The organism is Paenibacillus sp. Marseille-Q9583 (genome assembly GCF_976954365.1).
The window spans coordinates 34,530-53,633 of sequence record NZ_CDRJTB010000006.1; the positions used below are offsets into that span (position 1 = coordinate 34,530).

At 46.2% G+C, this 19,104-nt stretch carries 18 protein-coding genes and 1 pseudogene; 4 read left to right on the forward strand and 15 right to left on the reverse strand.

What is annotated here, in order from left to right:
* Positions 1–30 precede the first annotated feature (30 nt).
* From ACWNM1_RS04690 to ACWNM1_RS04730, 9 genes are all read right to left on the reverse strand, one after another.
* A complete protein-coding gene (locus ACWNM1_RS04690) occupies positions 31–651 on the reverse strand; it encodes a hypothetical protein (protein WP_449600105.1) in 621 nt (206 codons plus the stop codon).
* A gap of 178 nt (positions 652–829) precedes the next feature.
* Positions 830–1,381, reverse strand: a complete 552-nt coding sequence (gene def / locus ACWNM1_RS04695) for a peptide deformylase (protein WP_449600173.1) — start codon at positions 1,379–1,381, stop codon at positions 830–832.
* A gap of 100 nt (positions 1,382–1,481) precedes the next feature.
* Positions 1,482–2,774, reverse strand: a complete 1,293-nt coding sequence (locus tag ACWNM1_RS04700; protein WP_449600106.1) for a stalk domain-containing protein — start codon at positions 2,772–2,774, stop codon at positions 1,482–1,484.
* Between the two features lie 127 nt (positions 2,775–2,901).
* Positions 2,902–3,162 carry a hypothetical protein gene (locus ACWNM1_RS04705; protein WP_449600107.1) on the reverse strand — a complete coding sequence of 87 codons (261 nt, stop codon included), beginning with the start codon at positions 3,160–3,162 and terminating at the stop codon, positions 2,902–2,904.
* A 15-nt stretch (positions 3,163–3,177) separates the two neighbouring features.
* Complete coding sequence (locus ACWNM1_RS04710; protein WP_449600108.1) at positions 3,178–4,062, reverse strand: inositol monophosphatase family protein; 885 nt, start codon at positions 4,060–4,062, stop codon at positions 3,178–3,180.
* A gap of 237 nt (positions 4,063–4,299) precedes the next feature.
* Complete coding sequence (uvsE, locus tag ACWNM1_RS04715; RefSeq protein ID WP_449600109.1) at positions 4,300–5,307, reverse strand: UV DNA damage repair endonuclease UvsE; 1,008 nt, start codon at positions 5,305–5,307, stop codon at positions 4,300–4,302.
* A complete protein-coding gene (locus ACWNM1_RS04720; RefSeq protein ID WP_042123954.1) occupies positions 5,304–5,621 on the reverse strand; it encodes a hypothetical protein in 318 nt (105 codons plus the stop codon). The genes uvsE and ACWNM1_RS04720 overlap by 4 nt, the downstream gene beginning before the upstream one ends.
* A 47-nt stretch (positions 5,622–5,668) precedes the next feature.
* Complete coding sequence (locus ACWNM1_RS04725) at positions 5,669–6,760, reverse strand: D-alanine--D-alanine ligase (protein ID WP_449600110.1); 1,092 nt, start codon at positions 6,758–6,760, stop codon at positions 5,669–5,671.
* Positions 6,761–6,782: 22 nt separating this feature from the next.
* On the reverse strand, positions 6,783–7,817 hold the full coding sequence (locus tag ACWNM1_RS04730; RefSeq protein ID WP_449600174.1) for an amidase domain-containing protein: 1,035 nt from the start codon (positions 7,815–7,817) through the stop codon (positions 6,783–6,785).
* A 267-nt stretch (positions 7,818–8,084) separates the two neighbouring features.
* Between ACWNM1_RS04730 and acnA the strand changes: the two genes are divergently transcribed.
* On the forward strand, positions 8,085–10,826 hold the full coding sequence (acnA, locus tag ACWNM1_RS04735; RefSeq protein ID WP_076285875.1) for an aconitate hydratase AcnA: 2,742 nt from the start codon (positions 8,085–8,087) through the stop codon (positions 10,824–10,826).
* 132 nt (positions 10,827–10,958) lie between these two features.
* Here the strand turns inward: acnA and ACWNM1_RS04740 are convergent, their stop codons facing one another.
* A complete protein-coding gene (locus ACWNM1_RS04740; protein WP_449600111.1) occupies positions 10,959–11,702 on the reverse strand; it encodes an IclR family transcriptional regulator in 744 nt (247 codons plus the stop codon).
* Positions 11,703–11,973: 271 nt separating this feature from the next.
* Between ACWNM1_RS04740 and ACWNM1_RS04745 the strand changes: the two genes are divergently transcribed.
* Positions 11,974–13,014, forward strand: a complete 1,041-nt coding sequence (locus ACWNM1_RS04745; protein ID WP_449600112.1) for an alpha/beta hydrolase — start codon at positions 11,974–11,976, stop codon at positions 13,012–13,014.
* 187 nt (positions 13,015–13,201) lie between these two features.
* On the forward strand, positions 13,202–14,380 hold the full coding sequence (locus ACWNM1_RS04750; RefSeq protein ID WP_094877189.1) for a Fe-Mn family superoxide dismutase: 1,179 nt from the start codon (positions 13,202–13,204) through the stop codon (positions 14,378–14,380).
* A gap of 121 nt (positions 14,381–14,501) precedes the next feature.
* On the opposite strand, the gene folE is transcribed toward ACWNM1_RS04750, so the two are convergent.
* The 5 genes and pseudogenes from folE to ACWNM1_RS04775 all read right to left on the reverse strand — a co-directional run bounded on the left by folE (position 14,502) and on the right by ACWNM1_RS04775 (position 17,974).
* Positions 14,502–15,095, reverse strand: a complete 594-nt coding sequence (folE, locus tag ACWNM1_RS04755; RefSeq protein WP_042123940.1) for a GTP cyclohydrolase I FolE — start codon at positions 15,093–15,095, stop codon at positions 14,502–14,504.
* A 45-nt stretch (positions 15,096–15,140) separates the two neighbouring features.
* Positions 15,141–15,392 carry a YneF family protein gene (locus ACWNM1_RS04760; protein WP_042123938.1) on the reverse strand — a complete coding sequence of 84 codons (252 nt, stop codon included), beginning with the start codon at positions 15,390–15,392 and terminating at the stop codon, positions 15,141–15,143.
* Between the two features lie 130 nt (positions 15,393–15,522).
* A pseudogene (gene queG, locus ACWNM1_RS04765) lies at positions 15,523–16,719 on the reverse strand (tRNA epoxyqueuosine(34) reductase QueG); the annotation flags it as partial.
* A gap of 36 nt (positions 16,720–16,755) precedes the next feature.
* Positions 16,756–17,364, reverse strand: a complete 609-nt coding sequence (gene lepB, locus ACWNM1_RS04770) for a signal peptidase I (RefSeq protein WP_449600113.1) — start codon at positions 17,362–17,364, stop codon at positions 16,756–16,758.
* Positions 17,365–17,554: 190 nt separating this feature from the next.
* Positions 17,555–17,974, reverse strand: a complete 420-nt coding sequence (locus ACWNM1_RS04775) for a GNAT family N-acetyltransferase (RefSeq protein WP_036676822.1) — start codon at positions 17,972–17,974, stop codon at positions 17,555–17,557.
* A 479-nt stretch (positions 17,975–18,453) separates the two neighbouring features.
* On the opposite strand from ACWNM1_RS04775, the gene ACWNM1_RS04780 reads away from it, so the two are divergent.
* A complete protein-coding gene (locus ACWNM1_RS04780; protein ID WP_449600114.1) occupies positions 18,454–19,062 on the forward strand; it encodes a superoxide dismutase in 609 nt (202 codons plus the stop codon).
* The last annotated feature ends 42 nt before the right edge of the window (positions 19,063–19,104 follow it).

Genomic DNA, 19,104 nt, shown 5'->3' on the forward strand with positions numbered 1-19,104 from the left:
CTTCTGGTGGTAGGTTTTTTTGCATAAGCACTATTCGAAATCGACTTGCTTGTCCAATATAATCTCCGTCATTGAAGGCCCAAACATTCTGTCTTCACCAGGTATTAAGGAAAATTGAACCGTATCCAGATCCGTTGGCAGCGGTGGCCAAACCAAGAATTTCATTTGTGTATGTGCGCCCCCTCCATGGCCTCCATGCGGTTGGATTTCATAGGCTGCCTCACTCATAATTTCCAATGTTAGGGCGGCTCTAAGATGAACGTGCTCCACTGTTTCTTTTAAATACTTAATTTCCACAGTAACGATGCTGAGAGCTTCATATTGCATAGCATGTGTAAGTGTATATTCGCAATCTTCGAGGACTATCCGCTTCACGATTGGAAGTACGCCGAGCAGTAAACCCGGCTCTTCCCAATATTTCCGTCTGGGTACAGCCTCATTCAGACTGTGTATATACTGTACAATCTGTGAAGGGTCCATCTCGAATCTAGTTGACCATTCCTCAAGGAGTTCACTTTCAGGGGAGAAGCGTTTTTTGCCTGTTATAGCTTTACGTTCCTGAATCAGAGTCAAAATCTGCTCATCAATCTTCTTAACCTCATCATTATATTCGTTAACAACGCCTCTTATTGGCATTCTACCCCAACCCATTTAATAACCTCCTTCTGATAATAAAGTTACTTTCTACCCATTAGCTATATGGTACCTCCTGTGGATTAATTTGTAAAATATTTGAAATCATTCAGTCTTGCAGATAGCAAAAAAAAAAGCATGTGCCCCTCAGCTTTATGCTGCAAGACCACATGCTTTCCTATTCAGAGATTTTCTTTTACTCGTACAAGTTCCGAATCTCCACTCCCTGAGGAAGCTTGAATGGATTCTCCTTGTTGATTCGGTCGTAGAACATGATCCCATCGAGATGATCAATCTCATGCTGGATGATGATGGCTTGGTAGCCTTTAAATTTAAGGACAACCTCCTTACCCTCAAGATCATATCCCTTTACCTTTACAGATTCATAACGAGGTACAAATCCATGCACCGGCCGATCAACAGACAGACATCCTTCACTCTCCGGTAAGTACACCATGGTTAGTGAGTGACTGATGATCTTAGGGTTAACCCAAGCATGCTCTACAATTCTTCCTCTCTCGTCCGTAGAATACATCACGAACATACGCTTCGTAAGTCCGATTTGATTCGCCGACAGACCTACACCAGAGCGCAAATTATATTCTTCGGAAATCTCCGGGTCCTGACTGTTCTTCAGAAACTGAAGCATACATTGCAGAGTCTCACGATCCTCCTCCTGTAAAGGAAGCTCTACTGTTTGTGCTACGGTACGAAGCACGGGATGACCTTCCCGTACAATATCATCCATAGTGATGATATATTCAGCACTAAATTTTGAACTAGACAATATTCCATCCACCTTTGCCTTACGGGCTTAATTTAAAGTACTTATGATATAATATGCAGATTTATGGATTTATGAAAGCAGTACGCAGTTTGCTACTATAATTCACATCGAATCCAAGTCCGGTCGCCAATGCGGCAAGGGGAAGATAAGTTTTATCTTCTTTGCCTACCTTTTGCAGAAAAGCAGGGGTATCAATGGCTACATTCTGTCCATTCACCTTAATAAATTTGCTACCGATCGTGATTACAACCGTCCGGCCACCGTATTCAATAGTAGCACTGGAGGTCTTATTATCCCACTTTCCGTTAGCGCCTACGGCATTTAGAATATCTTTAAGCGCCAAGAAGTTCTGACCATTCTTAAGGATGGGCTTATTCGGCGTATTTAACTCTACACCCTTTACAACAATCGACATCGGTACAGTATCCGTAGCCATCGCCGCTACAGTGGGAATGCGGTAATCCCCCCATTGTAATTCAGCAAATACTTTTGCAATGGTCTCGTATCCGAGCTGCGTTGGGTGAAAATCCGCTTGTCCTGCCCCGATAATATGCGTGAGTGATCCCTCTGAGCCGGCAAACTTTGCCGCTACATGAGCTACTACTACCTTTGCTCCCTCTTGATTCATACTTGCAGCCACACGATCTGCCGAATCCGTAAATTTCGCTGCTGCGGTCATCAATTTAGTGTACATCGCACCAAGAGCGATCTTAGGAGCAGGCTGATATTGGTCAGCCAGTATAATTGTTGCTTGAGGATTTATCGCACGAATATTCTCAAGACTGGCCTTCACATTCGTATTATAATCCGCTAGCTTCTGCTCCAGCTGAGATTCGAAATCTGTATCTGTCAGCTCCTTAACCTGTAAGAAAAGACGGCTTACATCATTCCCGCCAATTGTAATCGTAATCAGATCGGCTTCCTTCAGCTCTGATGCGATCTGTGGGGTTAACTTTACGAACTGGTCTATCCGCGGATCTGGGAGACCTGACTGAATACCTTCAGCAGTAATCACAGAGCCGACCTTGATGGCTCCTGTGTAATTACGTAATCCAGCAGTGGTCAATCCAAGAATACCATAATTGGTAAGCTCGCTCCGGCCATGATACCACCCCTGCTCCAGTAGTCGCTCCGCATAACCGTAAGGCTTGGTATTCACATCCGTCATTCCCGGCTCGTATCCGGCAGTAATCGAATCGCCAAGAGCTACGATGCGAAAGACATCCTGACTTGCATCTTGTGTTGTAGGCGTGTCAGCTGCATTTGCCGATCCGGCACCTACGCCAATCAGCACAGATAACAAAAGCATACTGCTTGTGCTAGCTGCTAAAATTCTTCTCCACTTGCTTAGCATCGTATCCCTCCCAAAATGTTCTAATTCTCATTCTACCATCCCTGATAGCAACGCAAAAGAGCGGCCTCCCATATTCGGGAAACCGCTCTGAAAATCACAATTATTATCACAGCTAGACACGAATGTCTTATTCTTTATTTGAATCCTCTTGTGAATTCAAATTTTTCCCGGCACGTTCCAGATATTTATCATAACGATCGTCTAGTTCATGTCCAATCTTACGATACCGCAGCGTCTCCACCACAATAGGATCCATTGTGGTCTGGATACGAATTTCATACTTCGGAGAGATCTCACGGATTTCTTTAGCTATACGGTCACCCTGTTCCATCTCACCATCAACCAACATTTCGCTTAGCTTGCGTTCCAGATCATCCTTCTCGCTCATGATGCATCGTCCTCCCTAAAGCTTATATCCTGTTGCTTCAGCATTCTTCAGCGACGAAACCAAATATTCGTGAATATGACCATTACTTGCTACTATATGACGAGTGCCAATATCGTATGGACGCCCAAGCGTATCCGTAATTCTGCCCCCTGATTCAAGCACTAGCAGTACTCCTGCTGCACAATCCCAAGGGCTTAGGCCTACTTCCCAGTATCCATCTACCCGACCTGCTGCTACATAAGCCAAGTGTAGAGCAGCTGAACCTCCTGCGCGAATACCACGAATCTGCGGAAGAATGCTCTTCAGTCCTGCCATATTCACAGGTTGCGCAAATTCACGGTCCGGCGGAAAGCCCATAGCAATCAAGCTGTCTCCAAAAACGTCCTCCTTAGAGACTGCGGTAGGAACACCATGCATGTAGGCTCCCTTACCTTTTTCAGCAACGAACATTTCATCACGAATTGGATCGTAAATTACCCCCACCGTTAATTCTCCACGAATCACTAAAGCAATGGAGACACAGTAAAAAGGAAATCCGTGTACAAAATTAGTCGTACCATCTACAGGATCTACAATCCACAGATATTCATGCTCACGAGCTTCTTCCAATGCAGCGGTTGCTGCTGCTGCTCCCGGGGAAACGCCTTCCTCACCGAGGATCGCATGATCTGGATAATGTGTCAGGATCAACCTGCGGATCATCTGTTCAACGCCTTTATCTACTTCCGTGACCAGATCCTGTGCCGATGTCTTTGTATTAAGTTCCTTCACCAGACCCTGTCTGCTTTTTATCCATTCTCCTGCTTTGGCAGCAGCATTAATGGCTACCGCCGTATGTCCCTTGCTCGTTACTACATAGGGTTCACGTTCTTTCTTACCCTCTGGTTTTAAAGGACTCATATCTTCACTCCGCTTCCTTGAACATAATCGCCATTGGCATGAAATTTAAAGCAATCCTATTCACAATACCGTTCAATACGCCAAAACGTTCTCAAAGTTCCGCCATAAGGGATACCCATTTCTATGTTCCCTTGAATGTTAATCGTAATAAAGTTTCATTCAACGTACCCTATTTCAAGTTACATATCAAGTCATGATAGGGCCCGTATTCGGGACCTATCGCCTTATTTTCATTGTTTAAGGTTCGATATTCACACTTGCCCCATTTAATACAGAAATTCCGTTACCGGCATCAGCCAGCTCCTTCATCGCTTCCATCAATCCAAATAACGCACCATCTTTTAGTTTTGCCTCAATCATAACATCTATAGCAGGGGTATCTGCAGCTATCCGCTTTAAAAAAGCTACTAATGGCGCAGGCTCCACACCATCTGCATGGCTGCGTGGATCAGACGGACTGCGCGGACTAGATACATGAATCTTAGGCGAGAAAAGCTCTCCAGACGGAACATCCTTCTGTGCAAGCTCGCTCCGCCATGTCTGCTGAATATCAGGCCACAGCTCCCAAGGGAGCTCTCCTTCATTATTCACCCATTGATGGTGAATATCCAGCACCATCGGCAGGCCTACGTTCTGGCAGACTGCCAGTGTCTCCGGGGCTGTGAAGGTCTTATCATCATTCTCCAGCGTAATACGTGCCTGCAGCGCTGCTGGTAGCTCGCGGAAATGCTTCTCAAACCGCTTGGCTGCCACCGGCTTGTCCCCATAGGCTCCGCCAATATGAATATTGTTCTTCGCCATGGCAGGAAGTCCCATGGCATTCAGCATGTCCGTGTGGTGCTGCAAATCCCGGATGGAACTTACTAGCACCTCAGGACGGGGTGTACTAAGCACTGTAAAGTGATCTGGATGAAAAGACACCCGCATCCCATGCTTTTTCACATATTGCCCCACTTCCGCAAATTCCTCAGCGAGCGCAGCAAACGGATTCCAATCCTGTAAATCAGGATGCGTCGCCAGAGGAATCAGCTTGGAAGTGAGACGGTACACGAAGATGTCCGAACCCACATTATGCTTCATTAGTCGCAGCGTATTGTGCAGATTCATCCGAGCGAGGTTCTCCAAACGCCGAAGTGCCGCTTCACGGTCATCCAGCTTTTTGAAGGAGGCCATCGTCATAGTCTTGGATGGTGAGCAGTCTTTGATAACGGTGGACATCGCTACATATCCAAAACGGACAATCATCCCTGCGCTCCAAAAAACATTTCATCTGCTAGTGCGGTTTGCACTTTCGATTCTTCTTCATTCAATTTACGCACGAGTTCCATTTCGACCGCTGTAACCTCATGCCCCTGAAAATTAATCTCTGCGATCGAGGCTGAGATTTTGACGATCGCTACAGCTACATTCTCAGGTGTGTAGGCAATCACCTTCTGACCCGTCGGGTACACACGAAAGCCCTGCTTCACCATTTTGGTACGCCCATACTCCAGCAGCTCGTACAGCTCTTGTTCATTCTTGAACTTACAGACGGAATTGAATTCAGTTTGAAAACCCATATTTCTTGGCCCCTTTCCAGTCGGGATGAACCCGCTAGTAGCTTCAATTACTCGTTGTCATACTTAAGACCTTGTTTGAAATTATAGCGCTCTAAGGCTAACTCAATCATACGGTCTAACAGAGCTCTATAGGATACACCTGTCTCACGCCACAATAGCGGATACATGCTGTACGGAGTGAAGCCAGGCATCGTATTCACTTCGTTAATTAGAATTTTACCATCCGATCTCCGCAGGAAGAAGTCCGCCCGGGTAATCCCGCTACCCTCAATCGCTCTAAAAGCGGTTATCGCGGACTCCCGCAAACGATCAGCAACTTCAGAATCTACTGGCGCAGGAATCATCATTTGCGATTTACCGTCCGTATATTTAGCTGCGTAGTCATAATATTCTCCAGAAGAAACGATTTCACCCGGAACAGAAGCCTCTGGCTCATCATTTCCGAGCACACCGACCTCTACCTCACGAGCATCCACGAATTCCTCAATAATGACTTTAGTGTCATAACGGAAGGCGAAATCTATAGCTTTTACAAGACTTTCCTTATCGGAAGCCTTAGAAATACCTACACTTGAGCCCAGATTAGCAGGCTTTACGAATGCTGGATATCCCAGTTTATCCTCTACACCCACAATCAACTCATGGCTTTTTCTTTTCCAAGCGCTGATGTTAAAATAACAATATTCACACTGATCCAGACCTGCATCAGCGAATAGCTTCTTCATAACAACCTTATCCATCCCTGCCGAAGAGGCAAGAACACCAGCCCCAATGTAAGGAATATTCGCCATTTCGAACAACCCTTGAATTGTTCCGTCCTCGCCATACGTGCCGTGCAGCAGTGGGAACATAACGTCCACCGCTTTATCCGCACCAGATAGTCCACTAAATACTACATTCAGGGCTGAGCCCATATCTTCCGTTGCATCTGAAAGCTTGAGCTGCTCTACCTCACTATAAGGTACCGATAACGTCTCTCCGACTTTCCACAAGCCCTGTTTTGAAATATAGAAAGGGATAATCTCATATTTATCGTAATCAAATGAGTTCATCACGGCAAAAGCCGTCTGTAGCGATACCTCATGTTCTCCGGATTTGCCCCCGTACACCAGCCCTACGGTTAGTTTTGCGTTCCCCATACCTTTATAACCTCTTTCTGTCTTATAAATAGTCGTTAATATGAAAAAAACGGTATTTCGTTTGATCCGTCCATGCGTAAGAATCACGATAGTCCCAGAAGCGATGACGACTGCTGACTGTACGTGCATTCACAAGCGGCATGCCACCAGCATCAAAGGCTGTGACGATCGTGCTGTGCTGATATTGCCCGTTACCATCCCAGTCATATTGAATGATATCGCCCAGCATCAATTGCTCCGGCCGCTCCATGACTTCCGCACGTAACCCACTGCTCCGGCTAACGCTCAAATAGCGCTGCAGACTGTCTGATACAGCCCAGCTATAACTCCACCATTCCTGTTTTCCTTGGTAGCCTTTGTACCACCAACCCGTTTCTCTTTTACCAGTATAGTTGATAGGCGCGCCCCCTGCAAAGAGGCATTGGGAGACATAATTCGTACAATCTACCTCAAATGTTTCGAACTCCGGATTCCCGTCTTTCCACCAACGATCGGCATAAGCCACCGCTTCTTCACGGTTGTAGCGAACCTCTCTTGAGCCCGAGATCTCACCAAGTATATTCCGGTTTAGAAGGGGCTGTGATGGCAGCGGAGCAGGCAAAGCTTCCCCCCATTTGGACAACCTGCCTGATAGCTCCACCTCAGCTCTATGAACTGTATTCCTTTCGGGAATGGTTCGTTCTATAGCAGCGATTTCCCAACCCCCTCCGTCCCGCACAAAGGTCAACCGCTCCAGCTCAACCCTATCCTCACGGTGGTTAACGCCTCCTTTTTCATAATAGAGTGCACTATGCAGCGTAACCTCTGCTACCACCTCTGTCGGAGTCTGCCGGACGGTCCGTAAAGTCTTTACACCTGTTTCCCCACGCAGCGGAGTGATCCCACGAGCGGTATACCATTCAGCGATACGGCGTGAACGTTCCCCTTGCTCCACCAGAAAATGTGGATCTTTAACGGATACGGAAACTGTTTGCGATGAGGACTTAGGTTCCACCCTGGCCTTATTCACTTGATCTACATATACATATAGACTCTGCTTCCACTGTTGTTCCATTATACTCGCACCCCTTCATTCCCTTTTAACTACTGCTCTATGTATATGAAAGGAAACAGGCCGCTATACAGATCGCTTCAATTTACATGGTAGGGCATAAGCTTTGCTTATAGCTTACGTTTTAGAGGTAACTCTAGATGGTTTCTGAGATGCGATATTCGGGCTTTATATATAGGAAAAAAAACTTTACTCCCCTCTTTGTAACCGTTATAATTAAATAACATGCAATGTGAAATTGAGTTTCAATAGATGAAACAAGGAGGCGCACATATGCCAAGCAAGGATCATTTCTCGTTGGCCCGCACCCTGGAATCAGGTGGCAAATCTTATCGCTATTATGATCTTAACTCCCTTGAGGAACAAGGATTGGGCTCTATCTCTTCCCTTCCTTTCTCGATCAAAGTATTACTTGAGGCGGCTGTTCGTCAATTTGACGGACGGGCGATTACAGAAGAACATGTGAAACAATTGGCTGATTGGTCAGGCGACATTGATCGCAATAAAGAAATTCCGTTTATCCCTGCTCGTATCGTACTTCAGGACTTTACCGGTGTTCCGGTAGTCGTAGATCTGGCAGCTATGCGTGACACCGTAAAGAAAGCCGGCGGAGATCCTAAACAGATCAACCCGCTCGTTCCCGTTGACCTTGTAATTGACCACTCTGTTATGGTTGATGCTTTCGGTACGGCAGACGCTTTGGAATATAATATGAACGTGGAGTTTGAGCGCAACGAGGAACGTTACCGTTTCCTTCGCTGGGCACAGACCGCTTTCAATAACTTCCGTGCAGTTCCTCCAGCTACCGGTATCGTGCATCAGGTGAATTTGGAGTATTTGGCTTCCGTAGCCACTACTAAAACTATCGACGGTGAAACTGTCGTTTATCCAGATTCCCTTGTTGGAACGGACTCCCACACTACGATGATCAATGGACTTGGTGTTGTGGGCTGGGGTGTAGGCGGTATTGAAGCTGAAGCAGGTATGCTCGGACAACCGCTCTATTTTGTTACACCAGATGTAGTGGGCTTCAAGCTTACAGGCAGCCTTATCGAAGGGGCTACAGCAACAGACTTGGCACTGACAGTTACTGAAATGTTGCGTAAAAAAGGCGTAGTCGGCAAATTCGTCGAATTCTACGGTCCTGGTCTTGCTAACATCAGTCTTGCTGACCGGGCAACGGTTGCTAACATGGCGCCAGAATACGGAGCAACGATCGGTTTCTTCCCTGTAGATGAAGAGACCCTTGCTTATCTTCGCAGCACAGGTCGTCCAGATGATCTGGTAGAGCTCGTTGAATCTTATTACAAAGCACAAGGCATGTTCCGCACTTCGAATACGCCAGATCCTGAGTTCAGTGATGTAATTGAACTTGACCTAGCTTCTGTAGTTCCAAGTTTGGCTGGACCAAAACGTCCGCAAGACCGGATCGAACTTACGCATATGAAAGAAAATTTCGAAGGTATTATCCGTACACCTGTAGACAAAGGCGGTTACGGTCTCAGCGATGAGAAAATCGCCCAAGTTGTAGAAATAGAACATAAAAATGGCACCAAAAGCAAACTAAGCACAGGCGCGGTCGTGATCGCAGCAATTACAAGCTGTACGAATACTTCCAACCCTAGCGTCATGCTTGGTGCAGGTCTTTTGGCGAAAAAAGCTGTGGAACGTGGTCTGACCAAACCAGCATACGTTAAGAGCAGCTTGACTCCAGGATCATTGGTAGTTACTGAATATTTGGAAAAAGCAGACCTGCTGAAGCCGCTTGAAGCACTGGGCTTCTACTTGGCTGGCTATGGCTGTGCTACCTGTATCGGTAACTCTGGTCCTTTGCCAGAAGAAGTAAGTCAAGCTATTACTGACAACGATATGACTGTTGCCGCAGTAATCTCAGGTAACCGTAACTTTGAAGGCCGCGTACATGCTCAGGTCAAAGCCAACTATTTGGCTTCACCGCCGCTCGTAGTTGCTTACGCACTGGCTGGCACTGTAAATATCGATTTGCAGACTGAACCGCTCGGATTTGATCCACAAGGTGAGCCAGTATTCCTGAAGGATATTTGGCCAACTACTGCTGAAATTCGTGAAGCTATCGGTCTCTCCCTTAGTCCGGAGATGTTCCGTCGTAAATACGAGAATGTATTCACTGCTAATGAACGTTGGAATTCTATCCCTGTTCCACAAGGTGAGCTGTATGAGTGGGATGATAATTCCACGTATATTCAGAATCCGCCATTCTTTGAGCATCTGGCAGACGGTCTGGGAGACATCAAGGATATCAAGGATGCACGCGTTCTGGCGTTGCTTGCTGACTCCGTAACGACCGACCACATCTCACCTGCGGGTAATATCTCTACCTCTGGTCCTGCTGGCGAATATTTACGCGATCATGGTGTAGAACGTGCGGACTTCAACTCCTACGGCTCACGCCGCGGAAATCATGAAGTTATGATGCGTGGTACATTCGCTAATATTCGGATTCGTAATGCAGTAGCTCCAGGTACAGAAGGCGGAGTTACAACCTTCCTGCCAAGCGATGAAGTCATGTCCATCTATGACGCTTCCATGCTGTATCAGGACGCTGGACAGAATCTCATCGTTATCGCCGGTAAAGAATACGGCACAGGAAGCTCACGTGACTGGGCTGCCAAGGGCACGCTTCTGTTGGGTGTTAAAGCTGTTATCGCTGAGAGCTTTGAGCGGATTCACCGCAGCAATCTGGTTGGTATGGGTGTGCTTCCACTGCAATTCCAGGAAGGACACGGCTGGAGCAGCTTGGGACTGACCGGACGCGAGACCTTCAACATTACCGGTCTCGATAACGAGGTGACGCCAAGCCAAGATCTAACTGTTACCGCTACCCGTGAAGACGGTACTCAGTTCGATTTCCCTGTCACAGCACGCCTCGACAGTACGGTTGATATTGATTACTATCGCAATGGTGGTATTCTACAAACTGTACTTCGTCAAATGCTGGCGGATGCCACAGATTCTTCGGCTGTATCGGTAGAATAGATTTAACGCAAGACGCACAAGGGAGTGCCCTCTGGCCATTAAGGCTAGAGGCACTCCCTTGTCTTATTATATTTGGACATTAAACGGCCAGCCTCCGATCATCCGGAGACTGGCCGTTTTTCTCATGTTGGGCTATGGAATCATCATGCCCATTTCACTTGCTGCTTCCTTCAAGATAGCGGCATACTCCACTAACGTATCCCTAGACAGACGGCTGACCGGCCCTGACAGCGATAACGCCGCAATCACATTTCCACTACGGCCTGTGACAGGTACCGCCACAGCGGCCGCACCAGACTCACGTTCTTCGAAACTCGTGGCATACCCCAGCCTGATGATCTCATTAAGCTGATCTTTGTATACACTCTTCTCAACGTAATCCGGCCACTCCGAACTCTCCAGCAGCTCTCTCAACACCTCAGGTGGTGCATACGCTGCTAACACCTTACTCGACGCCCCTACGGATAATGGCAGCCTCGCACCGATCTGTGCGACTCTACGGATCGCCTGCTGGCTCTGTACCGCCTGAATACGTACGCGTTCAATACCATCCCTTAAGTAAAGACTTACCGTCTCACCGAGTCGATCTCTCAGCCGTTCCATAGATGGCAGCAATACCGCTGCCGACTCGTCAAAAGCAGGCAGATGCGTAGTCAACTCCCAGATTCGTATACCCAACCTATATTTTTCTGTCGCCGGATTGCGAATAAGAAAGCCCTTTTCCTCTAGTGTTGCCAGTAATCTGTGGACTGTACTCTTATGTAAGTCAATCTTTGATGCGATCTCCGTTAACCCTAAATCACTGTCCTGCGTAAAACAAAGTAATATGTCGAGCGCACGTTCTACCGCGCGTACCGTTAGCTTTCGGTCCTCCACAGTAATCCCCCCTCGTGTTTCATCAAATGAAACGCGGTTACATTATAACTAACTCTATCTTAGTGCAAAACTCTACGGAAAGTCCAGTATATTCACTGAGCCGAAAAAGACTGGTCCGCACTTTACAGTTACATTACAAAACGGTTCAATTCATTGACTTTGTAAGTGCTTCAACTTACGATAAACATATTAAATATACTAATGCTTTAGTATCATTTTCGACAAATTATCCTAGGCACTAGTACTCACATCATACTTAGGAGGGGACCTTATGGATCTGACAACCAGCCGAGCCGGCACGTCAGTCTCCCGTCGTCCTAAACTACCTAAACAGGGCAGTTCATCACGACTATCGCTGCGGATGATCCGTGTTAAGCATATTATCGTTGCATTGCTATTATCTATATTTTTCTTTTTAGCATTTTGTTTTGTCTCGCTCCATGGCTACATCGCTTGGGTACTATCCAATCCAACCGTCGCGCCACTGTACTCCAATCCTATGATGGCCAAAGGCCTCGCCTACGAGGATGTAACCTTCCCAGCTAAGGATGGCAGTCGCATGATGAACGGCTGGTATATTCCAGCCAAGGACGCCACTAAGACTATCGTGTTCAGTCATGGCTATGGTGCCAACCGCGAAGAGTCTTGGGTACCTATGTACGATCTCGCGCACTATGCACACAGTCTGAATTTCAATGTCGTAATGTTTGATTACGGATTTGCTGCCCAAGGTAATAAGGATATTGCAACCGGCGGCAAAAAAGAATCCCAGCAGCTTCTAGGCGCCATTGATTTCGCAAAGGAACGCGGGGCTAAAGAGCTCGTTGTTTGGGGCTTCTCCATGGGTGCTGGCACAGCACTGCAGGCAGGTTTAGTATCTGAGGACATCGACGCGATGATTCTGGACAGCACCTTTTTGTTAGAACCAGACACGCTGTATCATAATATTAAGCAGAATATCGATCTGCCGCGCCAGCCTTCCCTGGCGATCATGGAAATGCTGTTCCCGGTACTGAACGGTACGGGACTAGATCAAATTCCTTATGCAAAGGTTAAATCCAAAGACTATCCTTTCCCTATCCTATTCATGCATGGAACCAAAGACGATAAAGCACCCTATCCTATTGCCGAAGAACTGGCAGCAAATCAGAACAATGTGTTCTCAGATTCCTGGATCATTGAGGGTAGTCATCATGAGCTGTTGTTCCGCGAGCATCCCCGTGAATATTTGCGGCGGGTCTCCGCTTTCTTAGGGAATGTCCATCTGGCCAAAAATAATAATGGTGATCAGCCAGCGATGGCAAGTAATTAACTCAGTACTAATAACCATACGAACAGCCTCTTCAGGGACAGAAAGAAACGTGCCCTAGGAAGAGGCTGTTTTCATCCCCAAGGAAGAGAGAAGCCAAAGTGGCACTCTTAGTTTATGTTCTTCATAACCTTCCAAGACCGTTCATATAATGGACTGATAAAGACATATCACGGGAGGTTTTCTTGGCATGCTATATGTATACGGGCCGATGCTGCCAGTACGTATTCTGGAAGAAATCGTATTTTGGAAAACACAAGAGAAAGAGCATACCGAAGTCATCAAAGCGATCGTACCTAAATTAGAGGACCCTTATGTGAAACTCCTCGATGAATGGGCCGTTGTTTTTGGTGCAACTGAGCAGGCGGCACAGCAGCTATTGAATGCTGCCCTTTCCGCTTCTCCTCCGCCACAGGCAGAACTCACTGCGGAAACGGAGAAACTGCTACATATCTCCTGTAATCAATCCCAAGAGTTCGTCCGGCAGCTCTTTGCCATCATGGAGAGTAGCGCAGCGGTCAAAGCCGTCCCCCTTGCAACCACTGTGATTCTGCATATTATTCGCGAATCAGAATACTTCCTAGCCGTACTGCAGACACTCAGCTCGCCCGGAAAGCTTTCACAAGTCATGCGCGATTACACAGAGGATTATGTCGTAAACATCGATACAGACGATACCATGCGGAATGATGGATTCTCTACTTTTACTGACACTGTTCCTGATATCCGTGATAAAAACGACGCGGTACCCATTGGCGGCCATACGCTACCTCCCTTGCCTTACGCCTATAATGCACTAGAACCTTATATTGACGAAAAGACGATGAGAATTCATCACGATAAGCACCATCAAAGTTATGTAGATGGATTAAACAAGGCTGAAGTTAAATTAGCGGATTCCCGTAAGAACGGCGACTTCGATCTCGTTAAACATTGGGAGAGAGAATTAGCCTTTAATGGTGCAGGCCACTATCTTCACACGATCTTTTGGAACGTGATGTCTCCGCAAGGTGGGGGCCGCCCAACAGGTGCTTTACTAGAAGCTATAGAACAAAGTTTTGGAAGCTATGACAGCTTCAAGAAACAGTTCACCGAAGCTGCGAATAAAGTAGAAGGTGGCGGATGGGCCATTCTCGTCTGGAGCCCACGCAGCCATAGACTAGAAATTCTCACTGCGGAAAAACATCAAAATTTATCGCAATGGGACGTTGTTCCGCTCTTGGCCTTGGATGTATGGGAACATGCCTACTATCTGAAACATCAGAATAATCGTGCGGATTATATCAACGATTGGTGGAAGGTCGTCAACTGGCCATATGTGTCAGAGCGTTATGCCGCTGCCAGTAAACTGGCATGGAAGCCTTACTGATCACTTTCCACTTCGTAGAAGACATCACTTCTATTCGCTTATATTGACCCAAAAGGACCCATCGTTCACAAAAAGTGAATGATAGGTCCTTCTAATTTCGAGGCATAGACACCTCTATATACTATTCTTTAATCAAGCTCAGAAACTCCGCACGAGCGGCGGCATCCTCCCGGAAGACTCCTCTAGTAGACATGGTTACCGTCTTACTTCCTGGCTTCTTCACTCCACGTGCGCACATACAAAGATGTTCACCTTCCACAACGACCATAACGCCGTGAGGGCTTAGTACCTCCGTCATAATATCCGCAATTTGCGTCGTAATGCGCTCTTGAACCTGCAAACGCCGACTCACTGCTTCAACTAGGCGAGCTAGTTTGCTGAGTCCAGCAATCCGTCCGCTCGGAATATATCCAATATGCACTTTACCGAAGAATGGAGCCATGTGATGCTCACATTGGCTGTAATAGACGATATCCTTCACGATCACTAGCTCTTCATGAGACTCATCAAAAGTAACACCGAGCGCCTCGCGGGGATCTATCGAATAACCGCCGAATATCTCCTCGTACATCCGCGTAACACGTGCTGGTGTTTCAAGCAGTCCCTCGCGGCCGGTATCTTCACCGATTAATTCTAATATTTTCTCAACGTGATACTCGATTTGCTCACGGTTCTCTGATACTTTACCGTTCACGTATTCATTGATGTTCCCCATGATGTCTCCCCCTTCCGCACCCGTATAATTTCTATCCGGACCCGGTTACTTACTTCTACGTTTATTCCCTTTAGCTGCTCCTGGTCGGGCGCCTGTCTGGTTCTGATTCTTCATCATCTGTTGGGCACGTTGCATTTGTTTCCCATTCAGGTTATAACCCATTTGTTTCGCAACCTTTTGCAGCATTTCAGGATCATTCTGCATAGTTGTCATTTGTCTGCGCAGATAATACACACCGATAAAAAATCCACCGATGAGACCTACGACCAATGTAATAATAGGTAATGCGATATTCATCTAAAGCCCACCTCTACACTCTATTGTCTGCATCGCCATATGGCGCGCGAATCTATCATAGCATTTCGAGAACTGGACAGCAATTGGGAATATGCAACCCGTCTATGATCTTTTTCCTTCATTAAACATCGCTGTCCTCTCGTGCCTGCTTCGCAGTGAGGAGCACATCCTGTGCCCGGCTCAGCATTTCTTTTACCGTATCATGCTCTTCGCGCTCTAAAGCCGATTCAACAGCAGCTAGAGCCTTCCCACCACCGATGCGTCCCAGCGCCCAAGCAGCAGTGCCTCGCATCTCAGGCCGCGGCTCTTTCAGAACAATTTCTGTTAGCTTTGGCACCGCTTCTACTTCCTTGAAATTACCGAGAGCGATGATCGCATTTCGTTGCATCGGCTTTTTGCCTCTCCAGGCAGCAGAGCTATTTCCGAATCTCTCTTTAAATTCACGATTGCTAAGATCCAGGATTGGCATTAACAATGGCTTCACGATTTCAGGATCAGGCAGCATCTGAGGGCGATGATTCCAGTTCTTCCCTCGATTCTTGGGACATACAATCTGGCAGGTGTCACACCCGTATAGACGGTTGCCAATTTTGGTCATGTATTCGTCACTCAGAAATCCTTTGGTCTGCGTCAGAAAAGAAATACAAGCCTGCGCATTGAGTTGACCTGGACCCACCAGCGCTCCGGTTGGGCAGGCATCAATACACTTGGTACATTCCCCGCAGCCTTCTTCAACAGGCTCATCCGGAGCAAATGGAATGTTCGTAACCATCTCCCCTAGATAAATCCAAGATCCCCATTTGGGTGAGATGATAGAACAATTTTTGCCGCTGAAGCCTATTCCTGCTCTTTCCGCAACCGCTCTATCTACCAGCACACCGGTATCGACCATACTTTCCAGCACAGCCTCCGGCACACGCTCATGAATAAAGTCCTCTAACTTACTTAAAGCCTCCCTCAGCACATGATGATAATCCCTGCCCCATGATGCTCGGGCGAGAATGCCTCTTCGTGCACCTGGCTCAGACTTCGGGGGATCCTCCATTTTGGAGGGATAGGCCACAGCAATCGAAATAATTGATAAGGGCTTGTCCCCAGAGCTCAGTGCGGGGATTGTCCTTTTATCCAGATCCGGTTCCTCGAAACCAGATTCATATCCTTTGTCTCGGTGGTTTTGCAAAATATTTTTTAAATATAAAAATGGTTCTGCTGTAGTAAACCCGATATCATCAATACCAAGTGACGTCGCTGCCTCCTGAATCTCCGCTTTAAGCTGTGCCCACTTTGAAGGCGGGGGTGCATACGGTGACTGAAATGTATTGTTCATTTCCGCCTTCTCCTTTTCATGTTATAGATAAAATTGTTATAACCCTTTCAGTTTAGACAGCGGCCACCAGATATAATCCGCTCTGCCTACAATCATGTCCTGAGGAATCGGGCCGAAATAACGGCTATCTTTGCTTGCCGAAGCATGACGGTTATCTCCCATGACAAAATAGTTTCCGCTCTCCACAGTTAACGCCGCGAAATCCGGATCTTCAATCTCGGTATCTATATACGGCTCATTCACTATTTTTCCATTCACATATAACTGGTGATCCTTCACTTCTATGATATCTCCAGGTATGCCAATGACACGTTTCACTAAAAAGTCCTTCCGGCTAGGCCCCGTGCTAGGATCATGAAGAATGACGACATCTCCGTGTTTTGGGTTTACAAACATCAATGAAAGCTTATTAATAAAGAGCCTCTCACCTTCCACAAGCGTTGGCTGCATAGACTGACCTTTAACCGTTGATATATTGAACACAAAAATATTAAGAACCGACATTACCGCAAAAACAACTACCGCTGTAAGCAACCAATCCTTCAATTCCGCGGCCAAACGACCACCAAAGCCTTTCTTTGATCTGGAGGATCTATGTCTTTGCTTCCGATTACGCATGAACTCTACTTGGGACTCCTGACTCAATATGTCACCTCTTATTCTCGATTATTGATGTCTATACTTGCAGATATTATAACAATAAAAAAGCATATCTCCCAGCCATTAGTAATGGACTTCTGGAAAATACGCTTGAGTATGAATGAAACAGACTATATCATCAACTATAGTTCTTTATTTAGTAAATGTTTCCGCTTACGCAGCTGAGTAATCAAAATTACCCAACAATGCTCAGCTTCCGGACAGATTTGAAAATTTGATTCTCGCTATATCCCATAGCTTCATACAATGGCAGTGCAAAAGAATTATGCTCATCGACAGCTACGTAGATACCACTGACCTTACGAGCTTGAAACCTGGATTCCATAGCCGATACCAGACTTCTACCGACTCCTCTGCGGCGATAATCAGGATGTACAGCAATCCGGAAATAACAACCGTGGTTTTTCTCAATCGTACCAATCAGTGCTCCAACAATTTCTTCTTCATCTTCCGCAACTACAATGAGATCTGAATCCCATGAAAGCTGCCTGGAGAAAGGCTCGATAGTGTTCTCGAAACATTCTTCCGATAATGCTGTTTGCAGCAAATCAGTCACAGGGCTAACGTCGCTTAATTGAAAGGAACGAACGTGCATTCTTTAAAATCTCCCTTGTCTATGGCTTATGAATTTAACAAAAAGAAGGGGTTCCCTTAACATTGAGAAAATAAAAAAAAGCATCAAATACCGAGGAATACCTGCTTTTAAATCTATTAAAGCACACTTTTCTCGTGATATCATCATTTTTCTTTTGAAAGCGCTTAATATCAAGCGTTTACATTTTGGATAAGATTCATTGTTTCATTATAAGGGTAATTATAAAGAGTTATGTCTATGGGGTGAAGGCACTTTCTTTTTACATTTTAAATACAATTGATGATCCTGTTTACACTCCCATCATACTTTATAAACATTTATGTTTGTTTAGTGTTGCATTATTGATCCAGATACTGTTTAATTAAAGTATCCTATTGGGAGATACCCTATAGTACATATCAACAATAAAGAATTTTGACGATAAACCGCCGAAGTTCTTTATCTATACAAATTCTAATATACTCAGGAGGGATTTTTCCATGGCATTTCAATTACCAGCACTTCCTTATGCAAACAACGCACTCGAACCACACATCGACGCTTTGACGATGGAAATTCACCATGATAGACACCATAACACATATGTGACTAATCTGAACGCAGCTTTGGAAAAGGCACCTGAATTGCAAAGCAAAAGCATCGAAGAACTTCTTACAGATCTGAACGCTGTACCAGAAGCTATCCGTACTGCTGTTCGTAACAATGGTGGCGGACACGCTAACCACACCTTGTTCTGGGAAGTTATCGGACCAAACGGCGGCGGCGCACCAACTGGTGCACTTGCAGCAGCTATTGAAAGCGAACTGGGCGGATTCGAAAAATTCAAAGAAGATTTCGCAACAGCAGCAACTACTCGTTTCGGCAGTGGCTGGGCTTGGCTAGTTGTTAAAGATGGCAAACTGGCAGTAACAAGCACACCTAACCAAGACAACCCAATCAGCGAAGGCGCTACTCCAATCCTCGGACTGGATGTATGGGAGCACGCTTACTACCTGAACTACCAAAACAAACGCCCTGATTACATCAAAGCGTTCTGGAACGTAGTAAATTGGGAAGAAGTTGGAAAACGTTACGAAAGCGCGAAATAAGGAATTAAATTACGGATAAAGTCATAGCCCTCAAGGTTGTGG